This window comes from Cryobacterium sp. 10C3 (genome assembly GCF_034314285.1).
In the GTDB taxonomy this organism is placed as follows: Bacteria; Actinomycetota; Actinomycetes; order Actinomycetales; family Microbacteriaceae; genus Cryobacterium; species Cryobacterium glucosi.
This window is the reverse complement of the sequence record NZ_JAVIWF010000002.1, coordinates 1,271,349-1,298,064: the sequence shown is the minus strand read 5'-3', so window position 1 is coordinate 1,298,064 and position 26,716 is coordinate 1,271,349. Positions and strand designations below refer to the sequence as shown.

Here is a 26,716-nt window from a genome sequence, read left to right as displayed (position 1 = left end):
ACCCAAAAGGTAACCAGATTGGAACGAAAGCGCCGCTGGAGCAGATTCGGAACGCGGGAGCCGATGCGCTTAAGATCGGTTTCATGCTCGAAATCCAGTCCTGGCCCAATGTCCTCAGCGCCCTGCTCAGTGGAGAGGACCTGAGTGTCTCCGATGCGGCGTGGAGCATGGAGCAGGTGATGCAGGGGCACGCGACCCAGGCCCAGATCGCCGGGTTCCTCGTCGCCTTGCGCGCCAAGGGGGAGACCGTCGACGAGATCGTCGGTTTTCGTGACGCCATCCTCGAGCATGCCGTCGCCCTCCCGGTCAACCCGATGGCGCTCGATATCGTCGGCACCGGCGGTGACCGTTTCGGCACCGTCAACATCTCGACGATGGCTTGATCGTCTGTGCCGGCGCGGGCGTTCCAGTGATCAAGCACGGGAACAGGGCCGCGAGTTCGGCATCGGGCGCCTCGGACGTGCTCTCGGCGCTGGGCATCGACCTGACCCTCTCCGCCGAGAAGGTCGCCGAGATCCTCGAGGCGACCGGGATCACCTTCGCCTATGCGGCGGCATTCCACCCAGGATTCCGTCACGCCGGACCGGTCAGGGCCGAGCTGGGCATCCCGACGGTGTTCAACTACCTCGGCCCGCTCTGCAACCCGGCGCGTCCGGAAGCCTCCGCTGTCGGTGTCGCCGGACTCGACCGGGTACCGCTCATCGTCGGTGTCTTCCAGACCCGCGGAGCTGCCGCGCTCGTCTTCCGCGGGGACGACGGTCTCGATGAACTCACGACGACCGGTCACAGTCACGTCTGGGAGGTCTCCCGGGGACTCGTGACCGAGCATGACATCGACCCGCGCGAGCTCGGCATCCGCCGCGCCTCGATGAGCGAACTCCTCGGCGGCGATCCGGCGCACAACGCGGAGGTCGTGCACCAGACGCTCGCCGGACAGGCGGGCGCCGTGCGCGACATCGTGCTCCTCAACGCAGCGGCCGGTCTTGTCGCCTTCGATCTTGCGAAGAATCCGGTGTCCGCGCAGTCGAGCATCCTCGACCGATTCCGCGACAAGCTGGCCGTGGCAGCGGAATCCATCGATTCAGGGGCCGCTACGGCCAAGCTCGCCGAATGGGTCGCGGCCAGCCGCGCCTAGCCAGCCTGCCCGCACCGATTCGACGGAGATTCTGGTGGGAAAGCGCCTGAGACGCGCTCCCGCGTGTGTGGAACCCGGAATCTCCGTCGAATCGGTTGGTTGTGCGGCAGCGAGTTGTGCGGCTTAGAGCACGTCCTCGTCGACCCAGCCGAAGGTCTTCGTGACGGCCTTCTTCCAGTTGCGCAGCTGCCGGTCGCGCTCGGCGACCGTCATCTGCGGCGTCCAGCGGCTGTCCTCCTGCCAGTTGGCGCGGAGCTCGTCGAGGTCGCTCCAGAAGCCGACCGCGAGGCCGGCCGCGTATGCGGCACCGAGCGCCGTGGTCTCCGCGACGACGGGCCGGACGACGGGCACGCCGAGAATGTCGGCCTGGAACTGCATGAGCGTGTTGTTGGCGATCATGCCGCCGTCGACCTTGATCTCGGTGAGCGGGACCCCGGAGTCGGCGTTGACCGCGTCGATCACCTCCCGGGTCTGGAACGCGGTCGCCTCGAGGGCCGCCCTGGCGATGTGACCCTTGTTCACGAACCGGGTCAGCCCGACGAGGGCGCCCCGGGCGTCCGAACGCCAGTACGGCGCGAACAGCCCGGAGAATGCCGGCACGAAGTAGGCGCCGCCGTTGTCGTCGACGGACTTCGCGAGCGTCTCGACCTCTTCGGAGGAACTGATCATGCCGAGGTTGTCGCGCAGCCACTGCACGAGCGCGCCTGTGACGGCGATCGAGCCCTCGAGCGCGTAGTGCGGTTCGGCGTCGCCGAGCTTGTAGCCCAGGGTCGTGAGCAGCCCGTTCTTCGAGTGCACGATCTCGGTGCCGGTGTTGAAGATCAGGAAGCTAGCCGGTGCCGTAGGTGTTCTTGGCCTCGCCCTGGTCGAACGCGGCCTGGCCGAACGTCGCGGCCTGCTGGTCGCCGAGGATGCCCGCGATCGGCACCTCGCGAAGCAGGCTGTGTTCGTTGACCGTTCCGTAGACTTCGGAGGAGGAGCGGATCTCTGGCAGCATCGACCGGGGCACGTCGAAGGCGGCGAGGATGTCGTCGTCCCACTGCAGGGTCTCGAGGTCCATGAACAGCGTGCGGCTCGCGTTGGTGACGTCGGTCGCGTGCACGCCGCCCTCGAGGCCGCCGGTGAGGTTCCAGAGCACCCACGAGTCCGTCGTGCCGAACATCAGCTCGCCGGCATCCGCCTTGGCCCTGGCGCCTTCGACGTTCTCGAGGATCCAGACGATCTTCGTGCCCGAGAAGTACGTGGCGAGCGGCAGGCCGACCTGCTTCTTGAAGCGCTCCACGCCCCCGTCGGCGGCGAGGCGGTCGACGATGGGCTGGGTGCGGGTGTCCTGCCACACGATCGCGTTGTAGACGGGGAGCCCGGTGGTGCGGTCCCAGACCACGGCGGTCTCGCGCTGGTTGGTGATGCCGACGGCGGCGATGTCGTGCCGGGTCAGGTTCGCCTTGGACAGCGCCTGCCCGATGACCTCACGGGTGTTGTTCCAGATCTCCATCGGGTCGTGCTCGACCCAGCCGGCCTGGGGGAAGATCTGCTCGTGCTCGAGTTGTCCGGTCGAGACGATCGAACCGGCCTTGTCGAAGATGATCGCCCGCGAACTCGTGGTGCCCTGGTCGATGGCGATGACGTATTGGGCCATGGAATACCTCCTTGTATTGTTCTGACACGTTGTGCTGAGACGTACTGACTACTGATGGACATGCAGAAGCCGACCGGTCGGTCCTGGTTGGGGAACCGGCCGGTCGGCAGGCGCACTAGGTGAGAATGGGCAGGAGAGCGTACGAGGCCCATCCGGCGAGGACGCCGCCGATGACGGGGCCGACGACCGGCACCCAGGAGTACGCCCAGTCGGACGAGCCCTTGCCCTTGATCGGCAGGATGAAGTGTGCGATGCGCGGTCCGAGGTCACGGGCCGGGTTGATCGCATACCCGGTCGGGCCACCGAGCGAGGTGCCGATCACGATGACAAGCAGAGCCACCGGCAGGGCGCCCAGGGCCGCGAGGCCGCCGGACGTGCCCTGGCGACCGCCGCCGAAGGCGATCACGACGAACACCAGCACGAAGGTGCCGATGATCTCGGTGACGAGGTTCCAGCCGTAGGAGCGGATGGCCGGACCGGTCGAGAAGACGCCGAGCTTGTTCGCCGGGTTCGGTTCCTGGTCGAAGTGCTGCTTGTAGGCGAGCCAGCAGAACACGGCCCCGATGATGGCGCCGAGGAACTGAGCCGCGATGTAGACGAGCACCGACAGGAAGTTCACCGGGACCCCGGAGCCGAACTCGGTCGCGCCCGATGCGACGAGGCCGAGGGTGACGGCGGGGTTCAGGTGCGCACCTGAGTTGTACGCCACGATGACGCCGGAGAAGACGGCGAAACCCCACCCGATGGTGACCATCAGGAAGCCGCCGCCGAGACCTTTGTTCTTGGCCAGGGCGACGTTGGCTACGACACCGGTACCGAGGAGGACGAGCATCGCGGTGCCCACGACCTCCGACAAAAATACGACTCCAATATTGTCCACGTTGACCTTCCTAGGTAGGGCTCGAGCGCTGAACAGTCTGGTCGCGGTGAGCGACTGGCAACACCATAGCGCGCTGGTATCCCGAGCGAAATGGGCAGGTCGAGGCGTGGTTCGTCCCTTACTTCCCCGGCTACCTGCGCGTAGGTTAAGGACAGCTCCGTATCGAATCGCACGATGCGACGCCGACCGATCGTCACCATCCGACCCGAAGGAAGAGTCATGAAAAAGCTCGTCAATGATCCCAAGAACGTTGTCGATGAGGCCGTGGCCGGCTTTGCAGCCGCGCACGGCGACATCGTGCGCGTATCCAGCGACCCTACTTTCATCGTCCGCGCCGATGCCCCGGTGTCGGGCAAGGTCGGCCTGGTCAGCGGAGGCGGAAGCGGCCATGAGCCGTTGCACGGCGGATTCGTCGGCGTCGGCATGCTCGACGCCGCCGTGCCAGGCGCGGTCTTCACCTCGCCGACCCCCGATCCCATCCTCGCGGCGACGCAGGCGGTCAACGGCGGCGCAGGGGTGCTGCACATCGTGAAGAACTACACCGGCGACGTCCTCAATTTCGAGACGGCTGCCGACCTGGCCCTCGCGGATGGGATCGAGGTCCGCACGGTCATCGTCAATGACGACGTCGCCGTGAAGGATTCGCTGTACACCGCCGGACGTCGCGGAGTCGCCGGAACGGTCCTCGTCGAGAAGATCGCCGGAGCTGCGGCCGAACGCGGCGATGACCTCGCCTCCGTTGCCGCCGTCGCGGAGAAGGTGATCGGGCAGGTGCGCACGATGGGTGTGGCGCTGACGCCGTGTGTCGTCCCGCACGCGGGAGAACCGAGCTTCACCCTCGCAGAGGACGAGATCGAAATCGGCATCGGCATCCACGGCGAGCCGGGCCGGGAGCGGATCAAGCTCGAACCCGCAGACGCCATCGTCGACCGTCTCCTCGGACCGATTCTGGAGGACATCCCGTTCGTGAGCGGGGATTCGGTGCTCCTCCTCGTCAACGGCATGGGCGGCACTCCCCAGATCGAGCTCTATATCGTCTTCCGGAGGGCCGCCGAGGTCCTTGCTGCCAAGGGGATCACTGTCACGCGGACGCTGGTCGGGAATTTCACCACCTCCCTCGAAATGCAGGGCATGTCCATCACGGTTCTCAAGCTCGATGACGAGCTCACCGCGCTCTGGGATGCGCCGGTGCAGACTGCGGCGCTACGGTGGGGACGGTAGAAGGAGATTCGATGAATCTGAGTGTCACCTGGGCTGAAGCCTGGATCCGGCAGTGTGTGGACGTTATCGCTGAGCATCGTGTGGAGCTGATCACCCTCGACAGGGACATCGGCGACGGCGACCACGGCGAGAACATGGACCGTGGTTTCCAGGCGGTGCTGGGGAAACTCGACACGCTCCCGGCAGACGCCGTTCCCGGCGACGTCTTCAAACTCGTCGCGACGACACTCATTTCCACGGTGGGCGGCGCCGCGGGGCCGCTCTACGGAACGGCTTTCCTGAAGGCGGCCGTCGCCGTGGCGGGGAAGCCGGACCTGGACGGTGCCGCGGTCGTCGCACTCCTGACGGCGGCACGCGACGGAATCGTGCTCAGGGGCAAGGCGGAGAGCGGCGACAAGACCATGGTCGACGCCTGGACGCCCGCTGTGAACGCTGCAGCGGCCGCGGAACGCGCCGGAGCGACGCCCGTCGCCATCCTCGTCGAGGCCGCGGATGCTGCGGAGGCCGGCGCGGTTGCGACGGAGCCGCTCATCGCGCACAAGGGACGCGCGAGTTACCTCGGCGAACGCGCCATCGGGCATCGCGATCCGGGTGCCCAGTCCAGTGCCCTGCTTCTGCGTGCTGCCGCCGACACCGCCGAGCAGGTTGCGGATGAGTGATTCAGAACCCGCCGTCCCCGCCGTACTCGTCGGCCTTGTCTTCGTGTCGCACAGCTCGCTGATCGCGAGGGGCCTCGTCGATCTCGCCCGCCAGATGGCTCCGACCGTGCGGATGCTGCCGGCGGGCGGCACCGACGACGACCGGATCGGAACGAGCTTCGCCAAGGTGGCGGCGGGCATCGAGGCCGCAGAAGCAGGCAGGGGAGTTGTCGTGCTTTGCGACCTCGGCTCCGCAATCCTGACGGCGGAATCAGCGCTCGATTTCCTCGATGACGACACTCGATCCCGGGTCGTCATCGTCGACGCACCCTTGTCGAGGGCGCCGTCGCCGCCGCCGTCGCCGCACAGATCGGTGGCGACCTGCCTGCCGTGGAGTCTGCGGCCCGGTCGGCTGGGGCAGCGTACTCGGGTGCGCCCTCGGCCCAGGCGCCGGTCCCGGCCGCAGATGCCGGGTCCGGTCAGTCGGGGGCCGACACGACGGTGATGAGGACGGTGACCCTGATCAACGCTGACGGCCTGCACGCCCGGCCCGCCGCGGAGTTCGTGACCCTCGCCGCGACGCTCGGCGTTCCGGTCACGGTCAATGGCCGCGATGCCGCGAGCCTGCTGGCCATCATGGGCCTCGGGTTGACCCGGGGCGCACGGGTTGAACTCTCGGCAAGCGGTGCCGGCGCGGCCGCGGCGGTCGACGCCCTTGCCACACTCCTCGAATCGGGGTTCGGCGAGGCCTGAGAGTCCCGGGGGAGCCAGCGGCACGGCGGAAGATCGCGCCGGGAAATTTCGGCTCATACCGACCCGATTGGTTCTATGCTGGCCGCATGATCCAGGACACCACAGTGCCGTGCCCCGTGTGCGGCCATGCCATGAGTGAACACACGATCGTGCACGGCGTGCACGACACGATCCTGAACTGTCCGGTGCCCCATCCGGGCGCCTGGGACAGGGACGCATTCGAACCTGTGAACGAGTTCGGCATGGTCACCCACCAGCACCCTGCGGAGGACCCTCCCGTTCACGGCTGAATTCTCCTGCTCCGCACCTGCAACGGCTGGTCAGCGTACGAGTTCACCAAGAATTTCCCCGGATGCCCTATTGTCTGCAGTGCAGATCTCCTGCACAACGTCGTCCCACCTAATCCAGACGGTATCCATCGAATGAGCGCCACAGCCAAGCGTGTGATCGGGCTCGTCCTCGCGGGCGTGCTCGTCGTCGGCGTGGTCATCGTCGTGGTCGGCGGTCGCCTGTTCGGAGCACCGACAGGGACGGCTCCGGTGACCACGGACCTCGCTGTCGTCCACGGGGTCATCGGCTCGGAGAAGAAGCCGTTCTTCGACGACCCGGCCGTCCGGGCGGTCTTCGCCGAGAAGGGCCTCGACGTCGAGGTCGTGACGGCGGGATCACGCCAGATCGCCACATCCGTCGACCTCACCGGAGTCGATTTCGTGTTCCCGTCCTCCGCGCCCGCCGCCGAGAAGATCCGGCGCGAAGCCGGGGCGCGCAGCGTGTTCTCACCGTTCTACTCGCCGCTCGCCATCGCGACCTTCACGCCGATCGTGACCCTCCTGCAGTCCGCGGGGATCGCGAACCAGGACGCCGCGGGCACCTGGCACCTGAACGTCGCGGAATACCTCAAGGCCGTCGCCGCGGGAACCCGCTGGAATCAGCTCCCCGGTGCGGCGGCGAGCTACAACAGCTCCCGTTCGATCCTGATCTCCAGCACGGACATCCGCCAGTCGAACTCAGCGGCCATGTACCTTGCGATCGCGTCCTACGTCGCCAACGGGAACAGCGTCATCAGCTCCGCCGACGCGGAGGCCGCCGTCATCGACCCGATGGCCGCACTCTTCCTCGAGCAGGGCTTTTCGGCCTCCTCCTCCGAGGCACCATTCGAGGACTACCTCTCCCAGGGAATCGGCTCGAAACCGCTCGTGATGGTCTACGAGGCACAGTTCCTCGGCCGGCAGATGAGCGTCACCGGCCGCAGTGCCATCACCCCTGACATGGTCCTGATGTATCCGGACCCGACCGTGCTCTCCAAACACACGGTGGTCCCGCTGACCGAGCAGGGAACCCAGGTCGGCGAACTCCTCCAATCCGACCCCCGCCTCGCCCGGCTCGCGGCGCAGTACGGGTTCCGGCCTGCCGACCCGGCCGTGTTCACGGCAGCCCTCGCCGGCAACGGCCTCGCGGCGCCCGCAAGCCCCGTCAACGTCATCGACCCGCCGAGCTACGAGACGCTCGAGGCGATGATCACGACCATCAGCGGGCGGTACGACACCCCTCTTGCCTCACCAGACGCCAACGTCGACAAATGACCCGACGAACACCCGCCGAACGATCCCCGGAGACCAAGGAGCACCATGGCAGACTCATCCCTCGATCTGAGCACTCCCACACCGGGCGAGAGGCCGGCCGCCGCTGCAACGACAGCACCGCGCGTCGACACCGGACTTGTGCTCGTGCCGCCGAACGCTGTCCCGGACATCGGTGGCACCCAGGCCAGCGCGATGATGCCGATCGACGACGCCCGCACTGAGGAACTCGCCGGACGAGCCAGGGCCTTCGTCGCCGACCTCATCGACCGCGATCCCTCGGCCCCGGAATTCCAGAAGAAGATCTCGGACGTGGCCCAGATGGGCCGGGACGAGATCCGGGCCGCGTCCGAGGTCAGCAACCGGATGCTCCAGCGCCCGGTCGCAGCGCTTGCCGCCGCGCGCGGAAAAGGCGACGAGGCCGACGCGCAACGGCGCGTCGCCAGCACACTCGTCGAACTGCGCGGAACGATCGAAGACCTTGACCCGTCCAGGGCCGACGGCGGGGTCGCCCAGTTCCTCCTGAACCTGATCCCGTTCCGGGACAAGCTCCGCAGCTATTTCGCCCGGTACGCCTCCGCACAGAGCCAGCTCAACAAGATCATCCACTCGCTTCAGAACGGCCAGGACGCCCTTCTCAAGGACAATGCGGCGGTCGAGGGGGAAAAGGTGCGGCTCTGGGAGACGATGAATCGCCTGCAGGAGTACGCCCTCCTCACGAGCGCCCTCGACACCCAACTGGTGGAACAGATCGACACGGTCAGGACGACCGACCCGGCCAGGGCCGACGCGCTCACGAGCGATCTCCTCTTCACGATCCGACAGAAGCACCAGGACCTGCTCACCCAGCTCGCCGTGAGCGCCCAGGGCTACCTCGCCCTCGACGTCGTGCGGAAGAACAACGTCGAACTCATCAAGGGCGTCGAACGGGCAACGACGACGACCATATCCGCCCTGCGCACGGCCGTGATCGTGGCACAGGCACTGGCCAACCAGAAGCTCGTCCTCGACCAGATCACCGCCCTCAACACGACGACCTCGAACCTGATCGTCTCGACCTCGCAGATGCTCAAGACCCAGTCTGTCGCCATCAGCGAGCAGTCGGCATCCGCCACCATCAGCCTCGAATCGTTGGAAACGGCCTTCCAGAACATCTACGAGACCATGGACGCCCTGGACAGCTACAAGCTCAAGGCGGTCGCGACGATGGCCCAGACGGTCGACACCCTTCAGACCCGCCTGGCCGAGGCAACCGCATACCTCGAGCGAGCCCGGCCGGAAGCTCGCTGAGCATGCTTCGCCTCCTGAGGAGCTTCGGCGTGGTCCCGGTCGCGGCGCTGCTGCTGGCGGGCTGCACCGTTGCGCAGCCGAACGAGCAGGACGGCCTGCCCAACGACGCCACGACTCTTCGGGTCCTTGCGGGCAGCGAGGTCAAGGACATGGCTCCGATCCTGGAGTCCGCGGCCGCGGACAAGGGAATCCGGGTGGTCTTCGACTACACCGGCACCCTCGCCGGCACGGAACTCGTCGCATCCGGTCGTGCCGTCGGTCGCTACGACGCGACGTGGTTCCCGAACAACCGCTACCTGTCGCTGCTTCCCGGGGCGGCCAAGGCCGTCTCCTCGAGCGTCAAGATCATGAGCTCCCCGGTCGTCCTCGGGCTTCGGCCCGCAGTGGCGGCGCGGCTCGGCTGGGACTCCGCCCCGCCGACCTGGGCGGACCTCGCCACCGCCGCTGCCGACGGTGAATTCACCTACGGCATGACCAATCCCGCGGCCTCGAACTCCGGGTTCAGCGCCCTCGTGGCGGTCGCGACGGCACTGTCCGGAACGGGAACCGCGCTCACCGATGCGGACGTCACTGCGGTCGGTCCTGAGCTGACCCGGTTCTTCTCCGGGCAGAAACTGACCGCCGGGTCCTCCGGCTTCCTTGCTGACAAATTCGTCGCAGACCCCACCCTCGTCGACGGCGTCATCAACTACGAGTCCGTACTCCTCGGTCTCGCCGGCAAGGGTGCACCGCTCACGATCGTCCGGCCGACCGACGGAGTCGTCACGAGCGACTATCCGCTCACCCTGCTGGCCTCGGCCGACACGGGCAAGCGTCCACTCTTCGACACCCTGACGGCCTGGCTCACCACTGACGCCGTACAGAAGCGAATCGTGTCGGAGACCCACCGTCGGCCAGGCGTTCCCGGGATCGACACCGGGTCGGCCTTCCCGGCCGGCATCCTCTTCGAGACGCCGTTCCCGAACACGCTGGACGTCGCCAACACCCTGATCGCGACCTACCTCGACACGGTGCGGGCTCCCGCGCAGACGCTCTTCGTGCTCGATACCTCCGGGTCGATGGCGGGGGAGCGGCTCACCGCGCTCCAACAGGCGCTCAAGAACCTCGCCGGGGCAGATTCCTCGACGACGGGCGGTTTTGCCGCGTTCCGCAACCGTGAGCGCGTGACCCTGATCCCGTTCAGCACCGCCCCGGATACCCCGACGATCGTCGACGTGCCTGCGGCGGACAAGACCGAGGCCCTGCAACGGATTCGCGATGTCGCGGATGGACTCTCCGCAGACGGCGGCACGGCGATCTATGCCTCGCTGGAGCGGGCGTATGCCCTCGCGCGGCAGCAGAAGGCCGAGCGGCCGGATACCTTCGTCTCGATCGTGCTCATGACCGATGGTGAGAACACCGACGGTGCAACGGCGAAGGACTTCGCGGACTACTACGCGGCCCAGGGTGCGGATACCCGGTCCATCGCGACCTACGTCGTTCTCTTCGGCAATGGCAACGTCGATGAGCTCACGAGCGTGGCGAAGCTCACGGGCGGGCAGGCCTTCGACGCCCTGAACGGCGACCTGTCGAGCGCGTTCCAGGACATTCGTGGGTACCAGTAGCGTGTCGCGGTGGCTCGCCTCCACGAAGAACATCGTGGGTTCGGTACTCGGCATCGCGACCCTCGGCGCGCACGTCGCCGTCGGCCTCGGTCCGCTGTGGCCCGTTGTCGTCGTCGCGATGTACGCGGTCGGCGCGCTCGTCGCACCGCGCGACAGGGTGGACCTGCGGCCGGGACCACTGCATGGAGACGGGGGAGTGGCGTCAGCCGCGGACCTTGCTGCCCAGCTGGCCGTGCTGAGGAGATCGATGACGGCGGAGAACCGCCGCCTGCCGGACGAAGCGACCTCGAGGCTCGCCCGAATCCTGGATGCCCTCGATCAGGTCATCGCCCGCTGGACGGACCTGACCGAAGCGGCCGATCAGGCTCACACGGTAGAGCAGATGATCCTCGACTACCTGCCCACGTCGATCCAGCGGTTCCTGAACCTGCCGCGGAGCTTTGCGATCGCAAGCCGGGTCGAAGGGAAGAAGACGGCTGAGGACGAACTGATCGAGCAGTTGGACATCCTCGAGACGGAGAGCGATCGCATCCGCACCGCACTCTACGCGAAAGACCTCGCGGCGCTCGAAGACCAGAGTCGTTTCCTGCGTGAGAAATTCGGCCGATCCGAACTGGACCTCTGATTCAGGCGAGCCCGGGCAGGGGGACCGGCGGCGCCGGTGCGACGGGGGCCGCTGGGCGATAGGTCGCGATGATGACACCCGTGCTCGTCGTCGTGCTGTCGACGAGGTCGAGGGATGCCGAGGGGCCACCGTCCGGGAAGAGGCGTCGACCGGTGCCGAGCACCAGGGGGTGGATCAGGAGCGTGTACTGGTCGATCAGGCCCCAGCGCATCAGTGCACGCACGAGCTCGCCGCTGCCGAGGATCACGATGTCCTTGCCGGGCTGCTGGCGCAGTTCCGCGACGGTCGTCGTCGCCTCACCGCTCAGGAGGATCGAGTTGTTCCAGGCCAGGGGGCCGGGAAGGGTCATCGACGTCACGTACTTCGGGATGTTGTTGATCACCTCGGTATACGGGTTCTCCAGGGTCATCGCCGGCCAGATCGAAGCGAAATCCGCGTACGTCTTGCGTCCGAAGAGCAGGGCGCCGGCATCGCCGATTCCCGCGGCCATGACGCTGCCCATCACCGAGTCGGCATAGGGCTGGGCCCAGCCGCCGAGGTCGAAGCCGTCCCGGCGATCCTCGTTCGCCCGGCCGGGCGCCTGCATCACGCCATCGAGGGTCACGCTGTTGGTGACCACGATTCTGCTCATCGAAATCCTTTCCTCCGTCTGCAAACTTACTGCCCGATGCCGAATCTCCTAATTCGGGGGACAACAGATGACGCCTGCTCCAGACGGCCTTTCACCTTCTTGACAAAAAATATTGTCGGTGGAAGGCTGGTTGCATGCTCGAAGTCGCCGTCATCGACACCGCCGGAGCGGCGGCAGCGTCGCTCGAGCCCACACGGAGCCGGCTGCTCGCCGAGCTCGGCGAACCGGGTTCGGCCACGACCCTGGCGGCCAGGCTCGGCCTGCCGCGCCAGAAGGTCAACTATCACTTGCGCGAACTGGAACGCCACGGTCTCATCGAACTCGTCGCCGAGCGTCGCAAGGGGAACATGACCGAGCGGGTGATGCGGGCGACGGCACAGTCATTCGTGATCTCGCCAACGGCGCTCGGGGGAGTGGCTCCCGATCCGCGGCGTGGCGTGAATGAATTCTCGGCGCGCTGGATGCTCGCGGTTGCCGCCCGGCTCGTCCAGGAGGTCGGAATCCTGCTCGACCGCGCGGGGCGCGCACACCGCCCGCTTGCCACATTCACAATCGACAGCGAGCTGCGCTTCGCTTCGGCGGCCGATCGTGCCGATTTCAGCGCGGAACTCGCTCTCACGGTCGCCACCCTCGTCACGCGCTACGACGCGCCGCAGTCCCCGGGCGGTCGCGCCCACCGGCTCGTCCTCGCGCTGCACCCGAGCATCACCCGACCTCCGGAAGAACCCGGTAACCCAGCAGACAAGGAGAACTGACATGAGCAAGGACTTCGAGATCGTCGTCGAGGGGGAGTTCCCCGGCGATCCTGAGCAGATGTGGGACGCCATCACCCAGAACACGGCGGCGTGGCTGTTCCCGACGGACGACATGCCCGGGGTTGACCTGGTCTCGGAGCGCCCGACCCATCACGTGAATCGGATGGAGGGACCCGACGGCTGGTTCAACCAGCTCGAACAGGTCATCGAACCGCGTCCGGGTGGGCATTCGTTCCTCCGCTGGGTGCACAGCGGCGTCATCCAGGACGACTGGGACAACCAGTACGACAGCGCGAGCAAGCACACCCTGTTCTACCTGCACACCCTGTCCGAGTACCTCGAGCACTTCGCCGGCCGCAGTGCCGTCTACGCCGATGTCCAGGGACCGGAGGCCTCTTGCGGTCCCGAGGGATTCGAGACGCTCCGGAGCGCACTGGGTTTGACTCCCACGTCGGCCGTGGGGAGACCGTCACCGTCGCCCTGCCCGGAGTCCCGGCGGGAACGGCAAGCGTCGACTGGAACGCAGAGCACTTCATCGGCCTCCGCACGGCCGACGGTCTCTACCGATTCTTCGGTCGGAACGCCTTCGGTGCTGTCGTCGGGCTGACCGTGCACCGGTTCGGCGACATCGGGAGCGCGGGACTTCCCGAGGACTGGAAGACCTGGCTCGACGCCCTGTATGGCTGACGCCGGTCGGGAAGCAACGTCCGGGGACGTCGGACCTCTGGAAACCGTGTGCCTCGCGCGCTACCGTGGCAGCATGAGCGCAATGGATCTGGCCACCCTCCGCCGCCTGGCCGCGGAGGGCAACGAAGAGGCCGCGAACCGGCTCGCCGAACTCGCGGCGACTCGCGGCGACCTGGCCGAACTGCGCGAGCTAGTGGATTCCGGCAACGAACTCGCCGGCGAGAAGCTCGCGCAGCTCGCGGGGAGCGCGGCGACATCGACGAGTTGCGCCGTCTGGTCGGCGCGGGAAACGAACTGGCGGCAGACAAGCTGGCCCAGTTCGCCGCGGCGCGGGAGGACATCGACGAACTCAGCCGTCTCGCCGACGAGGGCAACGAGGTTGCTGCGACACTCCTGACCCAGCTCATCCGTGGAACCGGGTAGGGGAGCCAACCATGGCAGTGACGGGTATCGGCGGGCTCTTCTTCCGCAGCAATGATCCGGACACCCGGGCGGCCTGGTACCGGGAGCACCTCGGTATCGAAGCGGGCCAGGCCGGCGTCTGGCAGCAGCAGGCAGGCCCGACCGTGTTCGCGCCGTTCCCCTCCGAAAGCGACTATTTCTCAGAGAAGCACTCGTTCATGCTCAACCTCCGTGTGACGGACCTCGACGCGCTCACCGCACGGCTCACGGCGGCGGGAGTCCACGTCGAGCGTCGCCCAGAGTGGGATACGACCGACTACGGCCGCTTCGCCCGCATCCACGATCCCGAGGGGCTTCCGATCGAGCTCTGGGAGCCTCCGGCCTGAACGGGCCGGATCGCATCAGCCTACCCATTCGCCCTGCCAACTGACATAATGTGCATTATCGGTCATTACCGGATGCCTGTAATCTGAGCCGTGTCGTCGTTGTTTTGTCGGCGTTATCGCGTCGGATTCTGTCTGACGGCCAGCGGAGCCGGGCGGCCCGGTCAGGCGCCGACGTACGCAGCGAGGAACTGGCCGGTGAGGGTGGACCGGGCGGCGACGAGATCGGCGGGCGTTCCTTCGAAGACGATCCGTCCGCCGTCGTGGCCCGCACCGGGGCCGAGGTCGATGATCCAGTCGGCGTGTGCCATGACCGCCTGGTGGTGTTCGACGACGATCACGGACTTGCCGGAGTCGACCAGCCTGTCGAGCAGGCCGAGAAGCTGCTCGACGTCGGCGAGGTGGAGGCCGGTGGTCGGTTCGTCCAGGACGTAGATGTCGCCTTTCTCTGCCATCTGGCTCGCGAGCTTGAGCCGCTGTCGTTCGCCCCCGGACAGGGTCGTCAGCGGCTGTCCCAGGCCGAGATAGCCGAGTCCGACATCGGCCAGCCGGACGAGGATCGCGTGAGCGGCGGGCGTGCGCGCCTCCCCCGAACCGAAGAAACTTTCGGCCTCGGTGACCGACATGGCAAGGACCTCGCTGATGTCGCGCCCGCCGAGGTGGTAGTCGAGCACGGATGCCTCGAACCGCTTGCCCTCGCAGACCTCGCAGGTCGTCGCGACGGTGGCCATCACGCCGAGGTCGGTGTAGATGACGCCTGCCCCGTTGCAATTGGCGCAGGCGCCCTCGGAGTTGGAACTGAACAGCGCAGGCTTGACCCCGTTGGCTTTGGCGAAGGCCTTGCGGATCGGCTCGAGCATTCCGGTGTACGTCGCCGGGTTGCTGCGTCGGGAACCCCGGATGCCACCCTGGTCGATCGACACCACATCCGCGCCTGCCGGGATGGAACCGTGCACGAGCGAACTCTTTCCCGACCCGGCCACCCCGGTCAGCACGACGAGCACGCCGAGCGGGATGTCGACGTCGACGCCCTGCAGGTTGTTCCTCGTTGCGCCGCGGATCTCGAGCGCCCCCTGGGCGTGCGCACGGTGTTCTTGAGGGCGGAGCGGTCGTCGAAATGACGACCGGTCAGGGTGCCGCTGGATCGGAGTTCCTCGACGGTGCCCTCGAAGCAGACCGTGCCGCCGGCCGTTCCCGCGCCAGGGCCGAGGTCGACGACGTGGTCGGCGATCACGATCGTCTCCGGCTTGTGCTCGACGACGAGCACCGTGTTTCCCTTGTCCCGCAGCTGCAGCAGCAACGTGTTCATCCGTTCGATGTCATGGGGGTGCAGCCCGATGGTGGGTTCGTCGAAGACGTAGGTCACGTCGGTCAGCGAGGATCCCAGGTGCCGGATCATCTTGGTGCGCTGGGCTTCACCGCCGGAGAGGGTGCCGGCCGGCCGGTCAAGGGAGAGATAGCCCAGTCCGATCTCGACGAAGGAATCGAGGAGCTGGCGCAGCGCGGTCAGGAGCGGCAACACGGAGGGTTCGTCGAGAGCGCGAACCCACCCGGCCAGGTCGCTGATCTGCAGGGAGCAGGCATCCGCGATACTGATGCCTGCGACCTTCGAGGACCGCGCGGCCGCACTGAGGCGGGTCCCCCGGCACTCCGGGCAGGTCGTGAACGTGACCGCGCGGTCCACGAACACGCGGATGTGCGGCTGCATCGCCTCGCGGTCTTTGGAGAGGAAGGCCTTCTGGACCTTGGGGACCAGACCCTCGTAGGTCATGTTGATGTCCCCCACCTTCACCTTGGTCGGTTCCCGGTACAGGAAGTCCTCGAGCTCCTGCGCGCTGTAGTCGCGGATCGGCTTGTCCGCGTCGAGGAAGCCCGACCCCGTGAAGATCCGCACGCCCCAGCCGTCCGGGGTGTAGCCGGGAATCGTGAGCGCACCCTCGTTGAGCGATTTGGCGGAATCATAGAGCTGGGTGAGGTCGATGTCGTTGACCGTGCCCATGCCCTCGCACCGGGGGCACATGCCGCCGGTGATCGTGAAACTGCGTCGTTCCTTCACGGTCTTGCCCGCCCGTTCGAGCGTGACCGCTCCCGCTCCGCTGATCGAGGCGACGTTGAAGGAGTACGCCTGCGGCGAGCCGATATGCGGCTGCCCCAGCCGGCTGAAGAGGATGCGCAGCAGCGCGTTCGCGTCGGTCGCGGTTCCGACCGTTGACCGGGAATTGGCGCCCATGCGCTCCTGGTCGACGATGATCGCGGTCGTGAGCCCCTCGAGCACGTCCACATCCGGCCGCGCGAGGGTCGGCATGAAGCCCTGCAGGAAGGCGCTGTACGTCTCGTTGATCATCCGCTGGGACTCTGCGGCGATCGTACTGAACACGAGGGAACTCTTTCCCGAACCGGAGACGCCGGTGAACACCGTCAGGCGACGTTTCGGGATGTCGATGGTGACGTTCTTGAGGTTGTTCTCCCTCGCGCCCTGAACCCGAATCAGATCGTGGATGTCGGCGGCGTGCGGAGGAAGACTCATCATGGCTCCATTCAACCAGCATCGCGCAATGCGCGAGCGGGGTGAACTCCCCGGCGACCATTGCGCGCCAGGGGCCGTCCTCGCTACAGTCTGGGTGACCGAACCAGACGCCCAGGCGTCCCCAGTGGTATTTCGAGTCCGAGGAGCGCAGTCATGTCTCATCCCGTCACCGAATTCGATCTCACGGTGGACACGAGCCGCCTGAGCAAGCCCGAACTGACCACGATGCGAACCGCCATGGCCGTCGGCGGGGTCGTCGCCATCGTGCTCGGCGTGATGATCCTGGTCTGGCCGGGAGCGACGCTCACCATCGTGGCCGTCCTCTTCGGCCTCTACTTCCTGATCGGCGGAATCGTCCGGATCGTGCGCGGCATCGTCATGGCCGGCGGCGGCGCAGGCGTCCGGGTGCTGAACATCCTGCTCGGTGTGCTGCTGCTCGTCGCCGGTGTCATCGCGATCCGCAATCCGATCGGGACGATCGCCGTGCTCGGCATGGTCATCGGGATCTCGTGGCTGATCGAGGGTGTTGCGGCGCTCGTCGAAACGGCCTCGGACTCGAGCAGGTGGTTCGGCATCCTCTTCGCTGTGATCAGCATCGTGGCCGGAATCGTGGTGCTGCTCTCCCCCGTGAACTCGCTCGGCGTGCTCGTCATCGTCGGCGGGGTGTTCCTGATCGTGTCCGGCCTGGTCCAGCTGGTTGTGTCGTTCACGCTCGGACGCGGCGCGCGCACCAGCGTCACAGACTGACCTCGCTAGTCGGTGACCATGTCGGTGGTGTCGCCGACGTACCGGGTGTTGCCCGCGGGAACCGGCTCGACGGCGGCCAGGGCCACCTCTGCGGCGAATTCGCTCACGTTGTACAGGCGACCTGCGGCGACCTTGCGGGCGCTCATCGTTCCGGGGCTCGAACGCTCGAGGAGCGTCGCGGTGACGGTGCCCTCGATAATGTCTCCGGAGACCACGACGAAACCGATGCCTTCGGAGTCGAGTTCGGGGATGAGCGCGCGCAGCGCGTCCTCACCCGCACGCTTGCTCCGCGCGACCGGTACGTACTCCGGCATGGTCGGGGCTGTCTCGAAGAAGTGCGCCTGGTGGCTCGTGACGAACACGACCCTGGCGCCGGCGCCCAGCAGGGGGCGAGCGGCCGCGAGCAGGTTGAGCTGGGCATCCCGGTTGAGCTTCATCGCGTAGTCGGGGGCCATCCCGGTTTCCATGCCGCCTGAGGCATTCATCACGAGGATGTCGAGTCCGCCGTATTCCGCGCGGATCGTTTCGATCATGGCTGCGACCGAGGCCTCATCGGTGAGGTCGGCGCCCGCGGTGATGGCCGTTCCGCCGGCCGCGCGGATGGCGTCGGCGACTTTGATCGCCCGCGCCTCCTTGTTGCGGAAGTTGATGACGACGCTCGCTCCGGCCTCCGCGAAGATTCCGACGGTCGCGGCTCCCACGCCCCGGGAAGAGCCGGTGACGAGGACACGCTGTCCGTTCAGTGAACCTGCGGCAAGTGGGTTGGTCACACGAACTCCTCAAATAACGAACTGGGTCTAGCAGAAGACCTTACCAAGAACCCCGACCCCGCCCTTGTCGGCACACCTGCTAGTTTGAGAAGGGGAACACAATGGGGAGGGTCACTATGGACGTATTCGCTGCGAATTACGCGTGGGTTGTCTGGCTGGTGCTCATATTGATCTTCATCACGATCGAGATGGTCACTCTTGACCTCACGTTCCTGATGATTTCCCTTGGCAGTCTCGGCGGCCTGATTTCCGGCCTGTTCGGTGTGCCGTGGTGGGGCCAGCTCGTGATCGCGGCGCTCCTGTCCATGGTGCTGCTGCTCGGCATCCGCCCGCCCCTGCTCCGGGTGCTCAAACGAGGTGGCGACCCGACCCTCAGCAACGTCGACGCCCTCCTCGGCCAGGACGGTCACATCGTGAGCTCGACCGGCGCCCTCGCCCAGGTGCGCCTCGCGAACGGTGAGACCTGGACCGCGCGCTTCTCCCCCTCGTCGAGCCGGCCGTTTTTACGCCGGGCGAACGCGTCATCGTCATCGCCATCGACGGGGCGACCGCAGTGGTCATCCCCGCAGAAAGGAACATTTCATGAATGATCCGACCCAGGTCGTCGTGCAGGTGATCGTTGTGGCCTTCGTCGCGGCGCTGGTCATCTTCGTGATCGTCACCCTCGCGAAATCCATCCGCATCATCCCCCAGGCCAGGGCCGGGGTCGTGGAAAGGCTGGGCAGGTACCACAAGACGCTCATGCCCGGCCTCAACATCCTGATCCCGTTCGTCGACAGGCTGCGTCCCCTCATCGACCTGCGCGAGCAGGTCGTGTCCTTCCCGCCCCAGCCGGTGATCACCGAGGACAACCTCGTCGTGTCGATCGACACGGTCGTGTACTTCCAGGTGACGGATGCCCGGGCAGCGACCTATGAGATCGCCAACTACCTGGGCAGCGGTCGAACTGCTCACGACGACGACCCTCCGTAACGTCGTCGGCGGGCTGAACCTCGAGGAAGCGCTTACGAGCCGTGACAACATCAACGGCCAGCTCCGCATCGTTCTCGACGAAGCAACGGGCAAGTGGGGCATCCGGGTCGGCAGAGTCGAGCTCAAGGCCATTGATCCGCCGCACTCCATCCAGGACTCGATGGAGAAGCAGATGCGCGCCGAGCGTGACCGTCGCGCGCTGATCCTGACCGCAGAGGGCACCAAGCAGTCCGCCATCCTCACGGCGGAGGGCGCCCGACAGGCGGCCATCCTCTCCGCGGAGGGCGACGCGAAGGCGGCTGTGCTGCGGGCCCAGGGTGAGGCCGAGGCCATCACGACCGTGTTCCGGGCGATCCACGAAGGCGACCCCGACCCGAAACTCCTCGCCTACCAGTACCTGATGACCCTGCCGAAGCTCGCAGAGGGCAGTGCGAACAAGCTGTGGATCGTGCCGAGCGAACTCACCGAGGCGATGAAGGGCATCGGCCGCGCTTTCGGAGAGCGGCCCGTCGCCGGTTCCTCCACCTCCCCGGCCGCCGCTCCCCCGGCTGCCGCGTCCGCCGGGCCGTCCGTGGAGATTCCCGCCGACGCGCCGGCCGGCTCACACGCCGCAGAGGGGTAGCCCCGTGGTTTCGGGCGGCCCCCTGCATTCCTGGCCGGGTCGCCCCCGCGCATTTTCGCGCACCGCGGCCTCGCACTGAACGCCCCCGAGAACACGGTCCTCGCCTTCCGGCACGCGCTCGAGCACGGCGCGACCCACCTGGAGACCGACGTGCACGCCTCCCGTGACGGGGTCGCCGTGCTCAGTCATGACGCGAGTCTGGCACTGCCCGAGTTGGACATCCCGCTCGAGGAGCTGCGTATCGCCGAACTGCAGCGGATCGACCTCGGCTACGGCCAGTCCTTCTCCTCACTGACGGAAGCCCTCGAGGCCTTCCCGGAGGCGCTGTTCAACCTCGACGTGAAATCCGAGGGCGCCATTGCCGCGACGGCGGCCGCCGTTCTTGCGGCGGGAGCGACCGGGCGGGTCCTGGTGACCTCGTTCTCCGAGGAACGACGCAGGAAGACGCTCCGGCTCCTTCCCGGAGTCGCGTCGAGCGCGTCCGCGCCGGTTGTGGCTCAGTCCGTTGTCGCCGCGCGGCTCGGGAACAGGGCGCTGCTGCGACGCGTTCTCAACGGATGCGTTGCGGTCCAGGTTCCGGAGTCGGCATCAGTGCTGCGAGTGGTGACACCCCACTTCGTAAGGGCCATCCACTCGGCGGGCGTCGAGGTTCACGTCTGGACGGTCAACGACCCCGCCGCCATGGAACGACTGCTGGACACCGGTGTCGACGGCCTTGTCACCGACCGACCAGACCTCGCCGCCGCGCTCGTGGACCGCAGATCCGACCGTGGAACCGACCGCGGAACAGCCCGCGACACGCCCGGCATGCCATAAATCCCACTTCCGAAACTGAGAGTTATCACCGAGTAGGGGCATAACGGAAAGATAACGCCCAGCTTGACGGTTTATAACTGAGAGTTGCATCGCGAGAGGAGACCACACAATGGCGGATCGCAGTTTGCGTGGCATGAGGTTGGGCGCACAAAGCCTTCAAAGCGAAGAGGGCGTAACCTTTTCACCACGAGTTAGTCACACATACCTGTGTGCAACGTGCTCACGAGAGACGGTGATGATCTTTTCGGCGGAGGCGGAAGCCCCCGACGAGTGGGAATGCCGGTTCTGTTCCCAGACGGCCACCCGGCTCGTCGATTCCAAGCCCGTCATCGTCGATCACTCGGCCGAGAAGGTACCGCGCACACACTGGGACATGCTCCTGGAACGTCGCACCCGTCCCGAGCTCGAGGAACTGTTGCAGGAGCGCCTCGCGTTCCTCCGCGCACGTCGCGGCCAGCAGAAGATCGGCGCCTGACACCGAGCAGACACTACGCACGCACCCGATTCCGTCGGGTGCGTTCTGCGTTAACCGGCCGGATCGATGCCACCTCTGCACGCCGGCGCGCATCGCTCCGGGCGGACGGCGCGAAGAACAGGCAGAAGACGAGCCCCGCGAGTCCGAGCCCGGAGACAAGCCACTCGATGCCCCGACCGGCAACCATCGCGGGGGTCAGCGTCGTGCTGAGCGGAACGGTCTGCACCATGGCCCCTGGCACCCACGTCGGCAGGCTGTCCATCGTGTGGCCGTCGGGCGCGATGATGGCGCTCGACCCGACCGTCGAAATATTGACGACGGTCCGCCCGGCCTCGATTGCGCGCAGACGGGCGATCGCGAGCTGCTGGACGCTCTCGTCCGTGTGCCCGAAGTCGGCGTTGTTGGTCTGCGCCAGGATGACCGTGGCCCCGGAGTCGATCATCTGGTGAACCAGCTGGTCGTCTGCGATGTCGAAGCAGATCGCGATGCCGGCCAGGATCCCGTTGACGTCGAAGACGTTCGGCTGGGTGCCGAGCTGGTAGTCCCGCGAGATCAGGTCGATCAACTCCGGGGCAAAGGGGCGCCAAAATGCCCGATCAGGCATGTATTCTGCGAACGGTACCGGGTGGACCTTGTCGTAGAGCGCTGTGACGCCCTCCCCGCCTTCCAGAGCAGGCTCGTGTTGTAGTACTTGCCGTCCCGGTACGTGATCGTTCCCGTGATGAGCGGGGCCACCATCGCGCGGCTGACGTAGTCGAGGACGTCGGCGGCGTCCTGCGACCGGGTCGGGTCGATGTCACTGCCGTTCTCCGGCCACACGACGAAGTCGACCGGCTGCCCGACGAGCGGGAGGGTGGCTGAGGTGTGGTCGGCGAGGATCTGCCCCGGCGAATACCGCGCAAAGAGCCCGGCATCGGAAGCGCCCTGGACGGCGGCGATCCTGGCCTCCCCCGACTGGGCGATGGACACCGCCGGCACGAGGAGGAGCAGGGCGACGGATGCCGTGAGCACGGTCCACCTGGCCAGCACGCCCCAGCCCACCTCACGCAGCAGCTGCAGCGCGAGGGCACTCAGCCAGACGATCAGGAAGGTGAGCCCGGACATCCCGACCCAGGCGACGAGGCCGGCAAACGGACTCTCCGACTGCGAGATCGCCACGCGGCCCCAGGCGAAGCCGCCGTACGGCCAGACCGCGGAAATCGCCTCACGCGCCGTCCAGAGGCCGGCCACGACCAGCGGAACCATGCCCAGGCGTCCCCATCGGGTCGGCCAGGCCAGCGGTCCGCGGTTGAGGACCACGGCGATGAGCCACAGCCCGACGCCGAAGAAGATCGCCTCGAGTCCGCCGAGGGCGAGCCAGGGCACCGGGCCGAGGTAGAGGGTGATCCAGCTGATGTGGATCAGCCAGAAGGACAGTCCGGCGACCATGCCGACCAGAAGCGCCGGTCCCGGCCGGCGGCCGAGCAGGGCGAGGAACATCAGCAGTACGCCGACCGGAGCGAGGATCCACCAGGAGCGGTCGGGGAACCCGCCGTCGAGGATGGCGCCCGCGCCCGCTGCCAGCACCAGGGCGGCCGGGAGCGGCAGGCGGAAGTCCCCGCGGTCCGCGGACCTCCCGACGCGGTTCACCTGTACGTCGACACGGTTCACCGGGGCGACACTCACCGGCACGACACTCACCGGCACGACACCCGCCTGCACGACACTCATCTGCACGGCCTAGGCGAACGACGAGTATGCGACGATGCCGCGTCGAATGGCATCGAGCGCGATCCGGGCTGTCGCGCCGACCGGGGCATCGGCGACGACGGACAGCTGATCAAGGAGGTCGATGGTCTGCTTGGTCCAGCGTACGAAGTCCCCCGCGGCCATTTCGGCCTCGTCGAGGACGTCGATGAGCGAGCCGTCACGGGCCCATTTCCACATGGCAAGGCTGAGTCCGACCGCGAGCGGGTTACTGCCAGGCAGCTGGTGGTCCCGTTCGAGGTCGTCGAGGCGGCTCCAGAGCTCCTGGGTGTCGTGCAGGGCTGCGCGGAACGGGCCCCGCGGCAGGTAGCGCTCGTCGATCAGTCCCTCTTCGCGTCTTGGTTCGAAGACGAGGGCGCAGGCCATCGCCGCGAGCCCGGCCGGGTCGAGGTCGTTCCACAAGCCGCGGCGCAGGGACTCGGCGACGAGCAGGTCCCTGTCGGCATAGATCCGCCGGAGGATGAGGCCGCTCTCGCTCAGGGTCACCGCACCGTCCCGGTCTTCGAGCAGGTAGCCGTAACCGAGGAGGACCTCGGTGACGCGGTCGAAGACGCGGGCGACGGCTCCCGTGCGGGTCGTGATCTGCTTGGTGAGGGCATCCGTTTCCCGACGCAGTTTCCACCACCGCTGCGCCCAGCGGGCGTGCGACTCGCGCTCGGGGCAGTTGTGGCACGGATGCGCGCGCAGCCGCTTCCGGAGGCTCGCGAGCTCGCGCTGGCGGCGTTCCTTCGCCGCGCGGGCGCCGGTCTCCCCGTGAGCGTCTCGCGTTCGACCTCGGTGAGCCGGCGGCGGATCGCCGAGTACTCGGTGAAGTCTCCGAGGTGGCAGACCATCGAGGCGGCGAAGCCCGTGAGGGATTCCTCCTGCTGGCGGACGGCCCTGGCCATGTCGACGACAGCCCTGTCGGCCTGGAACTGGGCGAATGAGGATTCCAGGACCGTGCGGGTGCGGTCACGGCCGAACTGGTCGATCAGGTTCACGGCCATGTTGTAGGTCGGCTTGAAGCTCGAATTGAGCGGGTACGTGCGCCGGGAGGCGAGCGATGCGACGGTCTGCGGGTCGAGTCCTGAGGCCCACTGGATGACCGAGTGGCCTTCGACGTCGATGCCGCGGCGGCCGGCGCGGCCGGTGAGCTGGGTGTACTCCCCCGGCGTGATCGGGACCCGGGCCTCGCCGTTGAACTTCTCGAGCTTGTCGAGGACGACGGTTCGCGCGGGCATGTTGATCCCGAGGGCGAGGGTCTCCGTCGCGAAGACCGCTTTGACGAGCTTCTTCTGGAAGAGTTCCTCGACGACCTCCTTGAAGGCGGGGAGCATGCCGGCATGGTGGGCGGCGACGCCGCGTTCGAGACCGTCGAGCCATTCGAAGTAGCCGAGCACGCCGAGGTCCTCGTCGAGCAGGGTGCGGCAGCGTTCGTCGACGATCGCACGGATCTCGGCCCGTTCCGCGGCATCGGTCAGGCGGACGCCTGCCCGCAGGACCTGGTTGACCGCCTGGTCGCAGCCGACCCTGCTGAAGATGAAGAAGATGGCGGGGAGCAGATGCTTGCCGCCGAGGAGCCGGACGATCTCGGCTCTGTCCATCCTGCCCGGTTCGAAGGTCGAACGCGGGGGCTGCGCGCGGCCGCGGTTGCCCCCGTGCCTGCCGTCCTGGCGGACGGAGACCCCGCGGCCCGCGCCCTGGGCCAGACGGACCAGTTCCGGGTTCACCCGGTGCGTTCCCGCGGCGCCCGCAGCGTCGAACAGGTCGAGCATCTTGCTCTTGACGAGCACATGCTGCTCGAGCGGCACCGGCCGTTCCTCGGAGACGATCACGTCGGTCTCGCCGCGAACGGCCTGCAGCCAGTCGCCGAACTCCTCCGCGTTGGACACGGTCGCACTCAGCGACACCATCCGCACGTTCTGGGGCAGGTGGATGATGACCTCTTCCCACACGGCGCCGCGGAACCGGTCGGCGAGGAAGTGCACTTCGTCGAGCACCACGAAGGCGAGGTTGGTGAGCAGGTCAGAGTCCGCGTAGAGCATGTTGCGCAGCACCTCGGTCGTCATGACGACGATCCGGGCCTGCGGGTTCACGTTGGTGTCGCCGGTGAGGAGGCCGACTTCGTCCGCCCCGTACTCGGCGACGAGCTCCTGGAACTTCTGGTTGCTGAGCGCCTTCATCGGGGCGGTGTAGAAGACCTTTTTGGTCGACTGCTTCATCGCCAGGTAGATCGCGAATTCCGCGATCAGGGTCTTGCCCGCTCCGGTCGGTGCCGCCACGAGGACGCTGTTGCCGTCCTCGAGGGAGGCGCAGGCGGCGATCTGGAACGGGTCGAGGTCGAACCGGAGGCCGGCTCGGAAAGCTGAGAGCCTGGGGCGGCTCGCCCGGTCGCGGGCCGCTGCGAAGCGCTCGGCCGGCGTCGGCTCGGCCGGGGTCTGGAGAGAGGTCATGGTCGACGCCTAGAGCGCCAGCTCCTGTTCGAATGCGAGGGCGCGCCGGGCGGCACGCCGGTCGTGCAGCACGGCCACCCCGTACGCGGCGAAGTACAGCACCACCATGGGGATGGCGAGGAGGAACATCGACACGACGTCAGCGGCGGGGGTCGCGATCGCGGTGAAAAGGATGATCACGAGGATGGCGACCCGCCAGGACTTGATGATCGACTGCGCACTGATCACCCCGGCGAAGTTCAGCAGCACGATGAAGACGGGCAGCACAAATGCGATCCCGATCGCGACGACGAGTTTCAGCACGAAATCGAAATAGCTCTGAGCGGTGATGAGCGCGGCGTCCTGCGACGGTGCAAAGCCGGTCATGAGTTCAACGACGTGCGGGAGGACATAGAAGCCGGCGGCACAGCCCGCCAGGAACAGCGGCACCGCGGTGAAGAAGAAGCCGAAGGTATAGCGCTTTTCCGTGCGGGTCAGGCCCGGCATCAGGAACGCGAAGACCTGGTACAGCCACATCGGGCTCGAGATGACGATTCCGACGTAGACGGAGATCTTGAGCTTGAGGTCAAAGGCGCTCGTGATGTCCGGGTAGTTCAGCTGCGCGCTGCGCCCCTGTGCCGACGCGATCGTGTAAATCGGCTCCCTGAGGGCGTTCCACACGAAGTCGGACAGGAAATAGCCGATCACGGCGCCGACGAGTATTCCGGCTGCCGCGAGGAAGAGGCGTTTCCGCAGCTCGAGCAGATGCTGTCCGAGGGACATCTTCCCGTCGGAGTTCGTGCGCCGAGGAGTGCGCCCAGGCACGGAGGTTACGGCTTTGTCGTCGGATCGGGCGCGTCGACTCCCGGGGCGGAGTCCGTCCCCGGTGCGCTCTTCGTCTCAGCGGGCTCATCGCTGCGGATCTCGCTCTTGAAGATCTTCATCGACTGGCCGAGGCTGCGCGCGAGTGCGGGAAGCTTGGGCGCACCGAAGAGCAGCAGAACGATGACAAGGATGATCAGGAAGTGCCATCCGGTCAGGTTGTTAAGCATGAGGGCGTGTCCTCTTCATCGGTGGGTCTGGTCTAACGATCGGGCCGTGTTGCAACAGCTTACCTCTGGCGATCCGACGATCGCGCCGTTCCTGCCTGGAGCGTTCACGCGCGGTGCGGTGCAGGTCGACGGTCAGGGCGAGTTCGTTCACGTCCGCGAAGATCGCAGGACGCCGCGGCGGCCGTGTCTCCTCGGCCGGGTCCGTGTCGAGTTCCCCGACGAGGTCACCGAGCGCGCCGACTGCATCCGCGAGCGCCATCAGCTTCCGGAAGAGCATGACGGCGAACCAGGCCAGCATGCCGAGGAGGACGAGCACCAGGCCGGTCCAGCTCAGGAGCCAACTCCACCACGGCAT

Annotated in this window: 27 protein-coding genes and 4 pseudogenes; 19 read left to right on the top strand and 12 right to left on the bottom strand. The window is 66.9% G+C overall.

Features of this window, described 5'->3' with window-relative positions:
• The first annotated feature begins 83 nt into the window (after window positions 1-83).
• Window positions 84-1,135 (top strand): annotated as a pseudogene (trpD, locus tag RGU41_RS06840) (anthranilate phosphoribosyltransferase).
• A gap of 123 nt (window positions 1,136-1,258) precedes the next feature.
• Here the strand turns inward: trpD and glpK are convergent.
• Both glpK and RGU41_RS06830 read right to left on the bottom strand, forming a co-directional pair.
• A pseudogene (gene glpK / locus RGU41_RS06835) lies at window positions 1,259-2,774 on the bottom strand (glycerol kinase GlpK).
• Between the two features lie 115 nt (window positions 2,775-2,889).
• A complete protein-coding gene (locus RGU41_RS06830; RefSeq protein ID WP_241975266.1) occupies window positions 2,890-3,606 on the bottom strand; it encodes an MIP/aquaporin family protein in 717 nt (238 codons plus the stop codon).
• Window positions 3,607-3,873: 267 nt separating this feature from the next.
• Between RGU41_RS06830 and dhaK the strand changes: the two genes are divergently transcribed.
• From dhaK to RGU41_RS06785, 9 genes are all read left to right on the top strand, one after another.
• Complete coding sequence (dhaK, locus tag RGU41_RS06825) at window positions 3,874-4,875, top strand: dihydroxyacetone kinase subunit DhaK (protein ID WP_134446542.1); 1,002 nt, start codon at window positions 3,874-3,876, stop codon at window positions 4,873-4,875.
• Window positions 4,876-4,886: 11 nt separating this feature from the next.
• On the top strand, window positions 4,887-5,534 hold the full coding sequence (gene dhaL / locus RGU41_RS06820) for a dihydroxyacetone kinase subunit DhaL (RefSeq protein WP_322135844.1): 648 nt from the start codon (window positions 4,887-4,889) through the stop codon (window positions 5,532-5,534).
• Complete coding sequence (dhaM, locus tag RGU41_RS06815) at window positions 5,527-6,018, top strand: dihydroxyacetone kinase phosphoryl donor subunit DhaM (protein WP_322135843.1); 492 nt, start codon at window positions 5,527-5,529, stop codon at window positions 6,016-6,018. The genes dhaL and dhaM overlap by 8 nt, the downstream gene beginning before the upstream one ends.
• Window positions 6,019-6,026: 8 nt before the next feature.
• Window positions 6,027-6,266 carry an HPr family phosphocarrier protein gene (locus tag RGU41_RS06810; RefSeq protein ID WP_322135842.1) on the top strand — a complete coding sequence of 80 codons (240 nt, stop codon included), beginning with the start codon at window positions 6,027-6,029 and terminating at the stop codon, window positions 6,264-6,266.
• An 86-nt stretch (window positions 6,267-6,352) separates the two neighbouring features.
• Entirely contained in the window at window positions 6,353-6,556 is a 204-nt protein-coding gene (locus RGU41_RS06805; protein ID WP_134446545.1) for a hypothetical protein, read from the top strand.
• Between the two features lie 132 nt (window positions 6,557-6,688).
• Complete coding sequence (locus RGU41_RS06800) at window positions 6,689-7,849, top strand: hypothetical protein (protein WP_322135841.1); 1,161 nt, start codon at window positions 6,689-6,691, stop codon at window positions 7,847-7,849.
• 45 nt (window positions 7,850-7,894) lie between these two features.
• Entirely contained in the window at window positions 7,895-9,136 is a 1,242-nt protein-coding gene (locus RGU41_RS06795; RefSeq protein WP_134558403.1) for a toxic anion resistance protein, read from the top strand.
• Between the two features lie 2 nt (window positions 9,137-9,138).
• On the top strand, window positions 9,139-10,740 hold the full coding sequence (locus tag RGU41_RS06790; RefSeq protein ID WP_322135840.1) for a VWA domain-containing protein: 1,602 nt from the start codon (window positions 9,139-9,141) through the stop codon (window positions 10,738-10,740).
• Entirely contained in the window at window positions 10,727-11,365 is a 639-nt protein-coding gene (locus tag RGU41_RS06785) for a hypothetical protein (protein ID WP_322135839.1), read from the top strand. Before RGU41_RS06790 ends, RGU41_RS06785 begins: the two co-directional genes overlap by 14 nt.
• Before the next feature lies 1 nt (window position 11,366).
• Here RGU41_RS06785 and RGU41_RS06780 read toward each other — a convergent pair whose 3' ends face one another.
• Window positions 11,367-11,996: a dihydrofolate reductase family protein gene (locus RGU41_RS06780; RefSeq protein ID WP_134446550.1), complete on the bottom strand. Its 630-nt coding sequence runs from the start codon at window positions 11,994-11,996 to the stop codon at window positions 11,367-11,369.
• Window positions 11,997-12,130: 134 nt separating this feature from the next.
• Here RGU41_RS06780 and RGU41_RS06775 point away from each other — a divergent pair, with 134 nt between their 5' ends.
• The 4 genes from RGU41_RS06775 to RGU41_RS06760 all read left to right on the top strand — a co-directional run bounded on the left by RGU41_RS06775 (window position 12,131) and on the right by RGU41_RS06760 (window position 14,226).
• Complete coding sequence (locus RGU41_RS06775; RefSeq protein WP_322135838.1) at window positions 12,131-12,751, top strand: helix-turn-helix domain-containing protein; 621 nt, start codon at window positions 12,131-12,133, stop codon at window positions 12,749-12,751.
• A 1-nt stretch (window position 12,752) separates the two neighbouring features.
• Window positions 12,753-13,358, top strand: a complete 606-nt coding sequence (locus RGU41_RS06770) for a hypothetical protein (protein WP_322135837.1) — start codon at window positions 12,753-12,755, stop codon at window positions 13,356-13,358.
• A gap of 153 nt (window positions 13,359-13,511) precedes the next feature.
• On the top strand, window positions 13,512-13,835 hold the full coding sequence (locus RGU41_RS06765) for a hypothetical protein (RefSeq protein WP_322135836.1): 324 nt from the start codon (window positions 13,512-13,514) through the stop codon (window positions 13,833-13,835).
• A gap of 37 nt (window positions 13,836-13,872) precedes the next feature.
• Window positions 13,873-14,226: a VOC family protein gene (locus RGU41_RS06760; RefSeq protein WP_134558400.1), complete on the top strand. Its 354-nt coding sequence runs from the start codon at window positions 13,873-13,875 to the stop codon at window positions 14,224-14,226.
• Window positions 14,227-14,387: 161 nt separating this feature from the next.
• Here RGU41_RS06760 and RGU41_RS20775 read toward each other — a convergent pair whose 3' ends face one another.
• Together RGU41_RS20775 and RGU41_RS06755 are read right to left on the bottom strand one after the other, a co-directional pair.
• Complete coding sequence (locus RGU41_RS20775) at window positions 14,388-15,227, bottom strand: ATP-binding cassette domain-containing protein (RefSeq protein ID WP_416173142.1); 840 nt, start codon at window positions 15,225-15,227, stop codon at window positions 14,388-14,390.
• Entirely contained in the window at window positions 15,212-16,753 is a 1,542-nt protein-coding gene (locus tag RGU41_RS06755) for a hypothetical protein (RefSeq protein WP_416173141.1), read from the bottom strand. Before RGU41_RS06755 ends, RGU41_RS20775 begins: the two co-directional genes overlap by 16 nt.
• A 150-nt stretch (window positions 16,754-16,903) precedes the next feature.
• On the opposite strand from RGU41_RS06755, the gene RGU41_RS06750 reads away from it, so the two are divergent.
• Window positions 16,904-17,497 (top strand): HdeD family acid-resistance protein, encoded by a 594-nt coding sequence (locus RGU41_RS06750; protein ID WP_166787271.1) that lies wholly within the window; start codon window positions 16,904-16,906, stop codon window positions 17,495-17,497.
• Window positions 17,498-17,502: 5 nt separating this feature from the next.
• Here RGU41_RS06750 and RGU41_RS06745 read toward each other — a convergent pair whose 3' ends face one another.
• Window positions 17,503-18,267, bottom strand: a complete 765-nt coding sequence (locus RGU41_RS06745) for an SDR family oxidoreductase (RefSeq protein WP_134446556.1) — start codon at window positions 18,265-18,267, stop codon at window positions 17,503-17,505.
• 116 nt (window positions 18,268-18,383) lie between these two features.
• Between RGU41_RS06745 and RGU41_RS06740 the strand changes: the two genes are divergently transcribed.
• From RGU41_RS06740 to RGU41_RS06725, 4 genes and pseudogenes are all read left to right on the top strand, one after another.
• Window positions 18,384-18,857, top strand: a complete 474-nt coding sequence (locus tag RGU41_RS06740; protein ID WP_322135835.1) for an NfeD family protein — start codon at window positions 18,384-18,386, stop codon at window positions 18,855-18,857.
• Window positions 18,850-19,861 (top strand): annotated as a pseudogene (locus tag RGU41_RS06735) (SPFH domain-containing protein). The gene RGU41_RS06740 and the pseudogene RGU41_RS06735 overlap by 8 nt, the downstream one beginning before the upstream one ends.
• Window positions 19,862-19,891: 30 nt before the next feature.
• Complete coding sequence (locus RGU41_RS06730; protein ID WP_322137312.1) at window positions 19,892-20,677, top strand: glycerophosphodiester phosphodiesterase family protein; 786 nt, start codon at window positions 19,892-19,894, stop codon at window positions 20,675-20,677.
• Between the two features lie 109 nt (window positions 20,678-20,786).
• Complete coding sequence (locus RGU41_RS06725) at window positions 20,787-21,152, top strand: RNA polymerase-binding protein RbpA (RefSeq protein WP_134446560.1); 366 nt, start codon at window positions 20,787-20,789, stop codon at window positions 21,150-21,152.
• 13 nt (window positions 21,153-21,165) lie between these two features.
• Here the strand turns inward: RGU41_RS06725 and RGU41_RS06720 are convergent, their stop codons facing one another.
• The 6 genes and pseudogenes from RGU41_RS06720 to RGU41_RS06695 all read right to left on the bottom strand — a co-directional run bounded on the left by RGU41_RS06720 (window position 21,166) and on the right by RGU41_RS06695 (window position 26,716).
• Complete coding sequence (locus RGU41_RS06720; RefSeq protein ID WP_322135834.1) at window positions 21,166-21,756, bottom strand: nitrilase-related carbon-nitrogen hydrolase; 591 nt, start codon at window positions 21,754-21,756, stop codon at window positions 21,166-21,168.
• Window positions 21,714-22,862, bottom strand: coding sequence for a hypothetical protein (locus RGU41_RS06715; protein ID WP_322135833.1), 1,149 nt, complete (start codon window positions 22,860-22,862; stop codon window positions 21,714-21,716). Before RGU41_RS06715 ends, RGU41_RS06720 begins: the two co-directional genes overlap by 43 nt.
• A gap of 9 nt (window positions 22,863-22,871) precedes the next feature.
• A pseudogene (locus RGU41_RS06710) lies at window positions 22,872-25,330 on the bottom strand (DEAD/DEAH box helicase).
• Window positions 25,331-25,339: 9 nt separating this feature from the next.
• On the bottom strand, window positions 25,340-26,092 hold the full coding sequence (gene tatC / locus RGU41_RS06705; protein WP_134446563.1) for a twin-arginine translocase subunit TatC: 753 nt from the start codon (window positions 26,090-26,092) through the stop codon (window positions 25,340-25,342).
• Window positions 26,093-26,139: 47 nt separating this feature from the next.
• Window positions 26,140-26,361: a twin-arginine translocase TatA/TatE family subunit gene (tatA, locus tag RGU41_RS06700; protein ID WP_134561105.1), complete on the bottom strand. Its 222-nt coding sequence runs from the start codon at window positions 26,359-26,361 to the stop codon at window positions 26,140-26,142.
• The gene (locus RGU41_RS06695; RefSeq protein ID WP_322135832.1) at window positions 26,354-26,716 is read right to left on the bottom strand and encodes a hypothetical protein; all 363 of its coding nucleotides are present in this window, start codon (window positions 26,714-26,716) and stop codon (window positions 26,354-26,356) included. Before RGU41_RS06695 ends, tatA begins: the two co-directional genes overlap by 8 nt.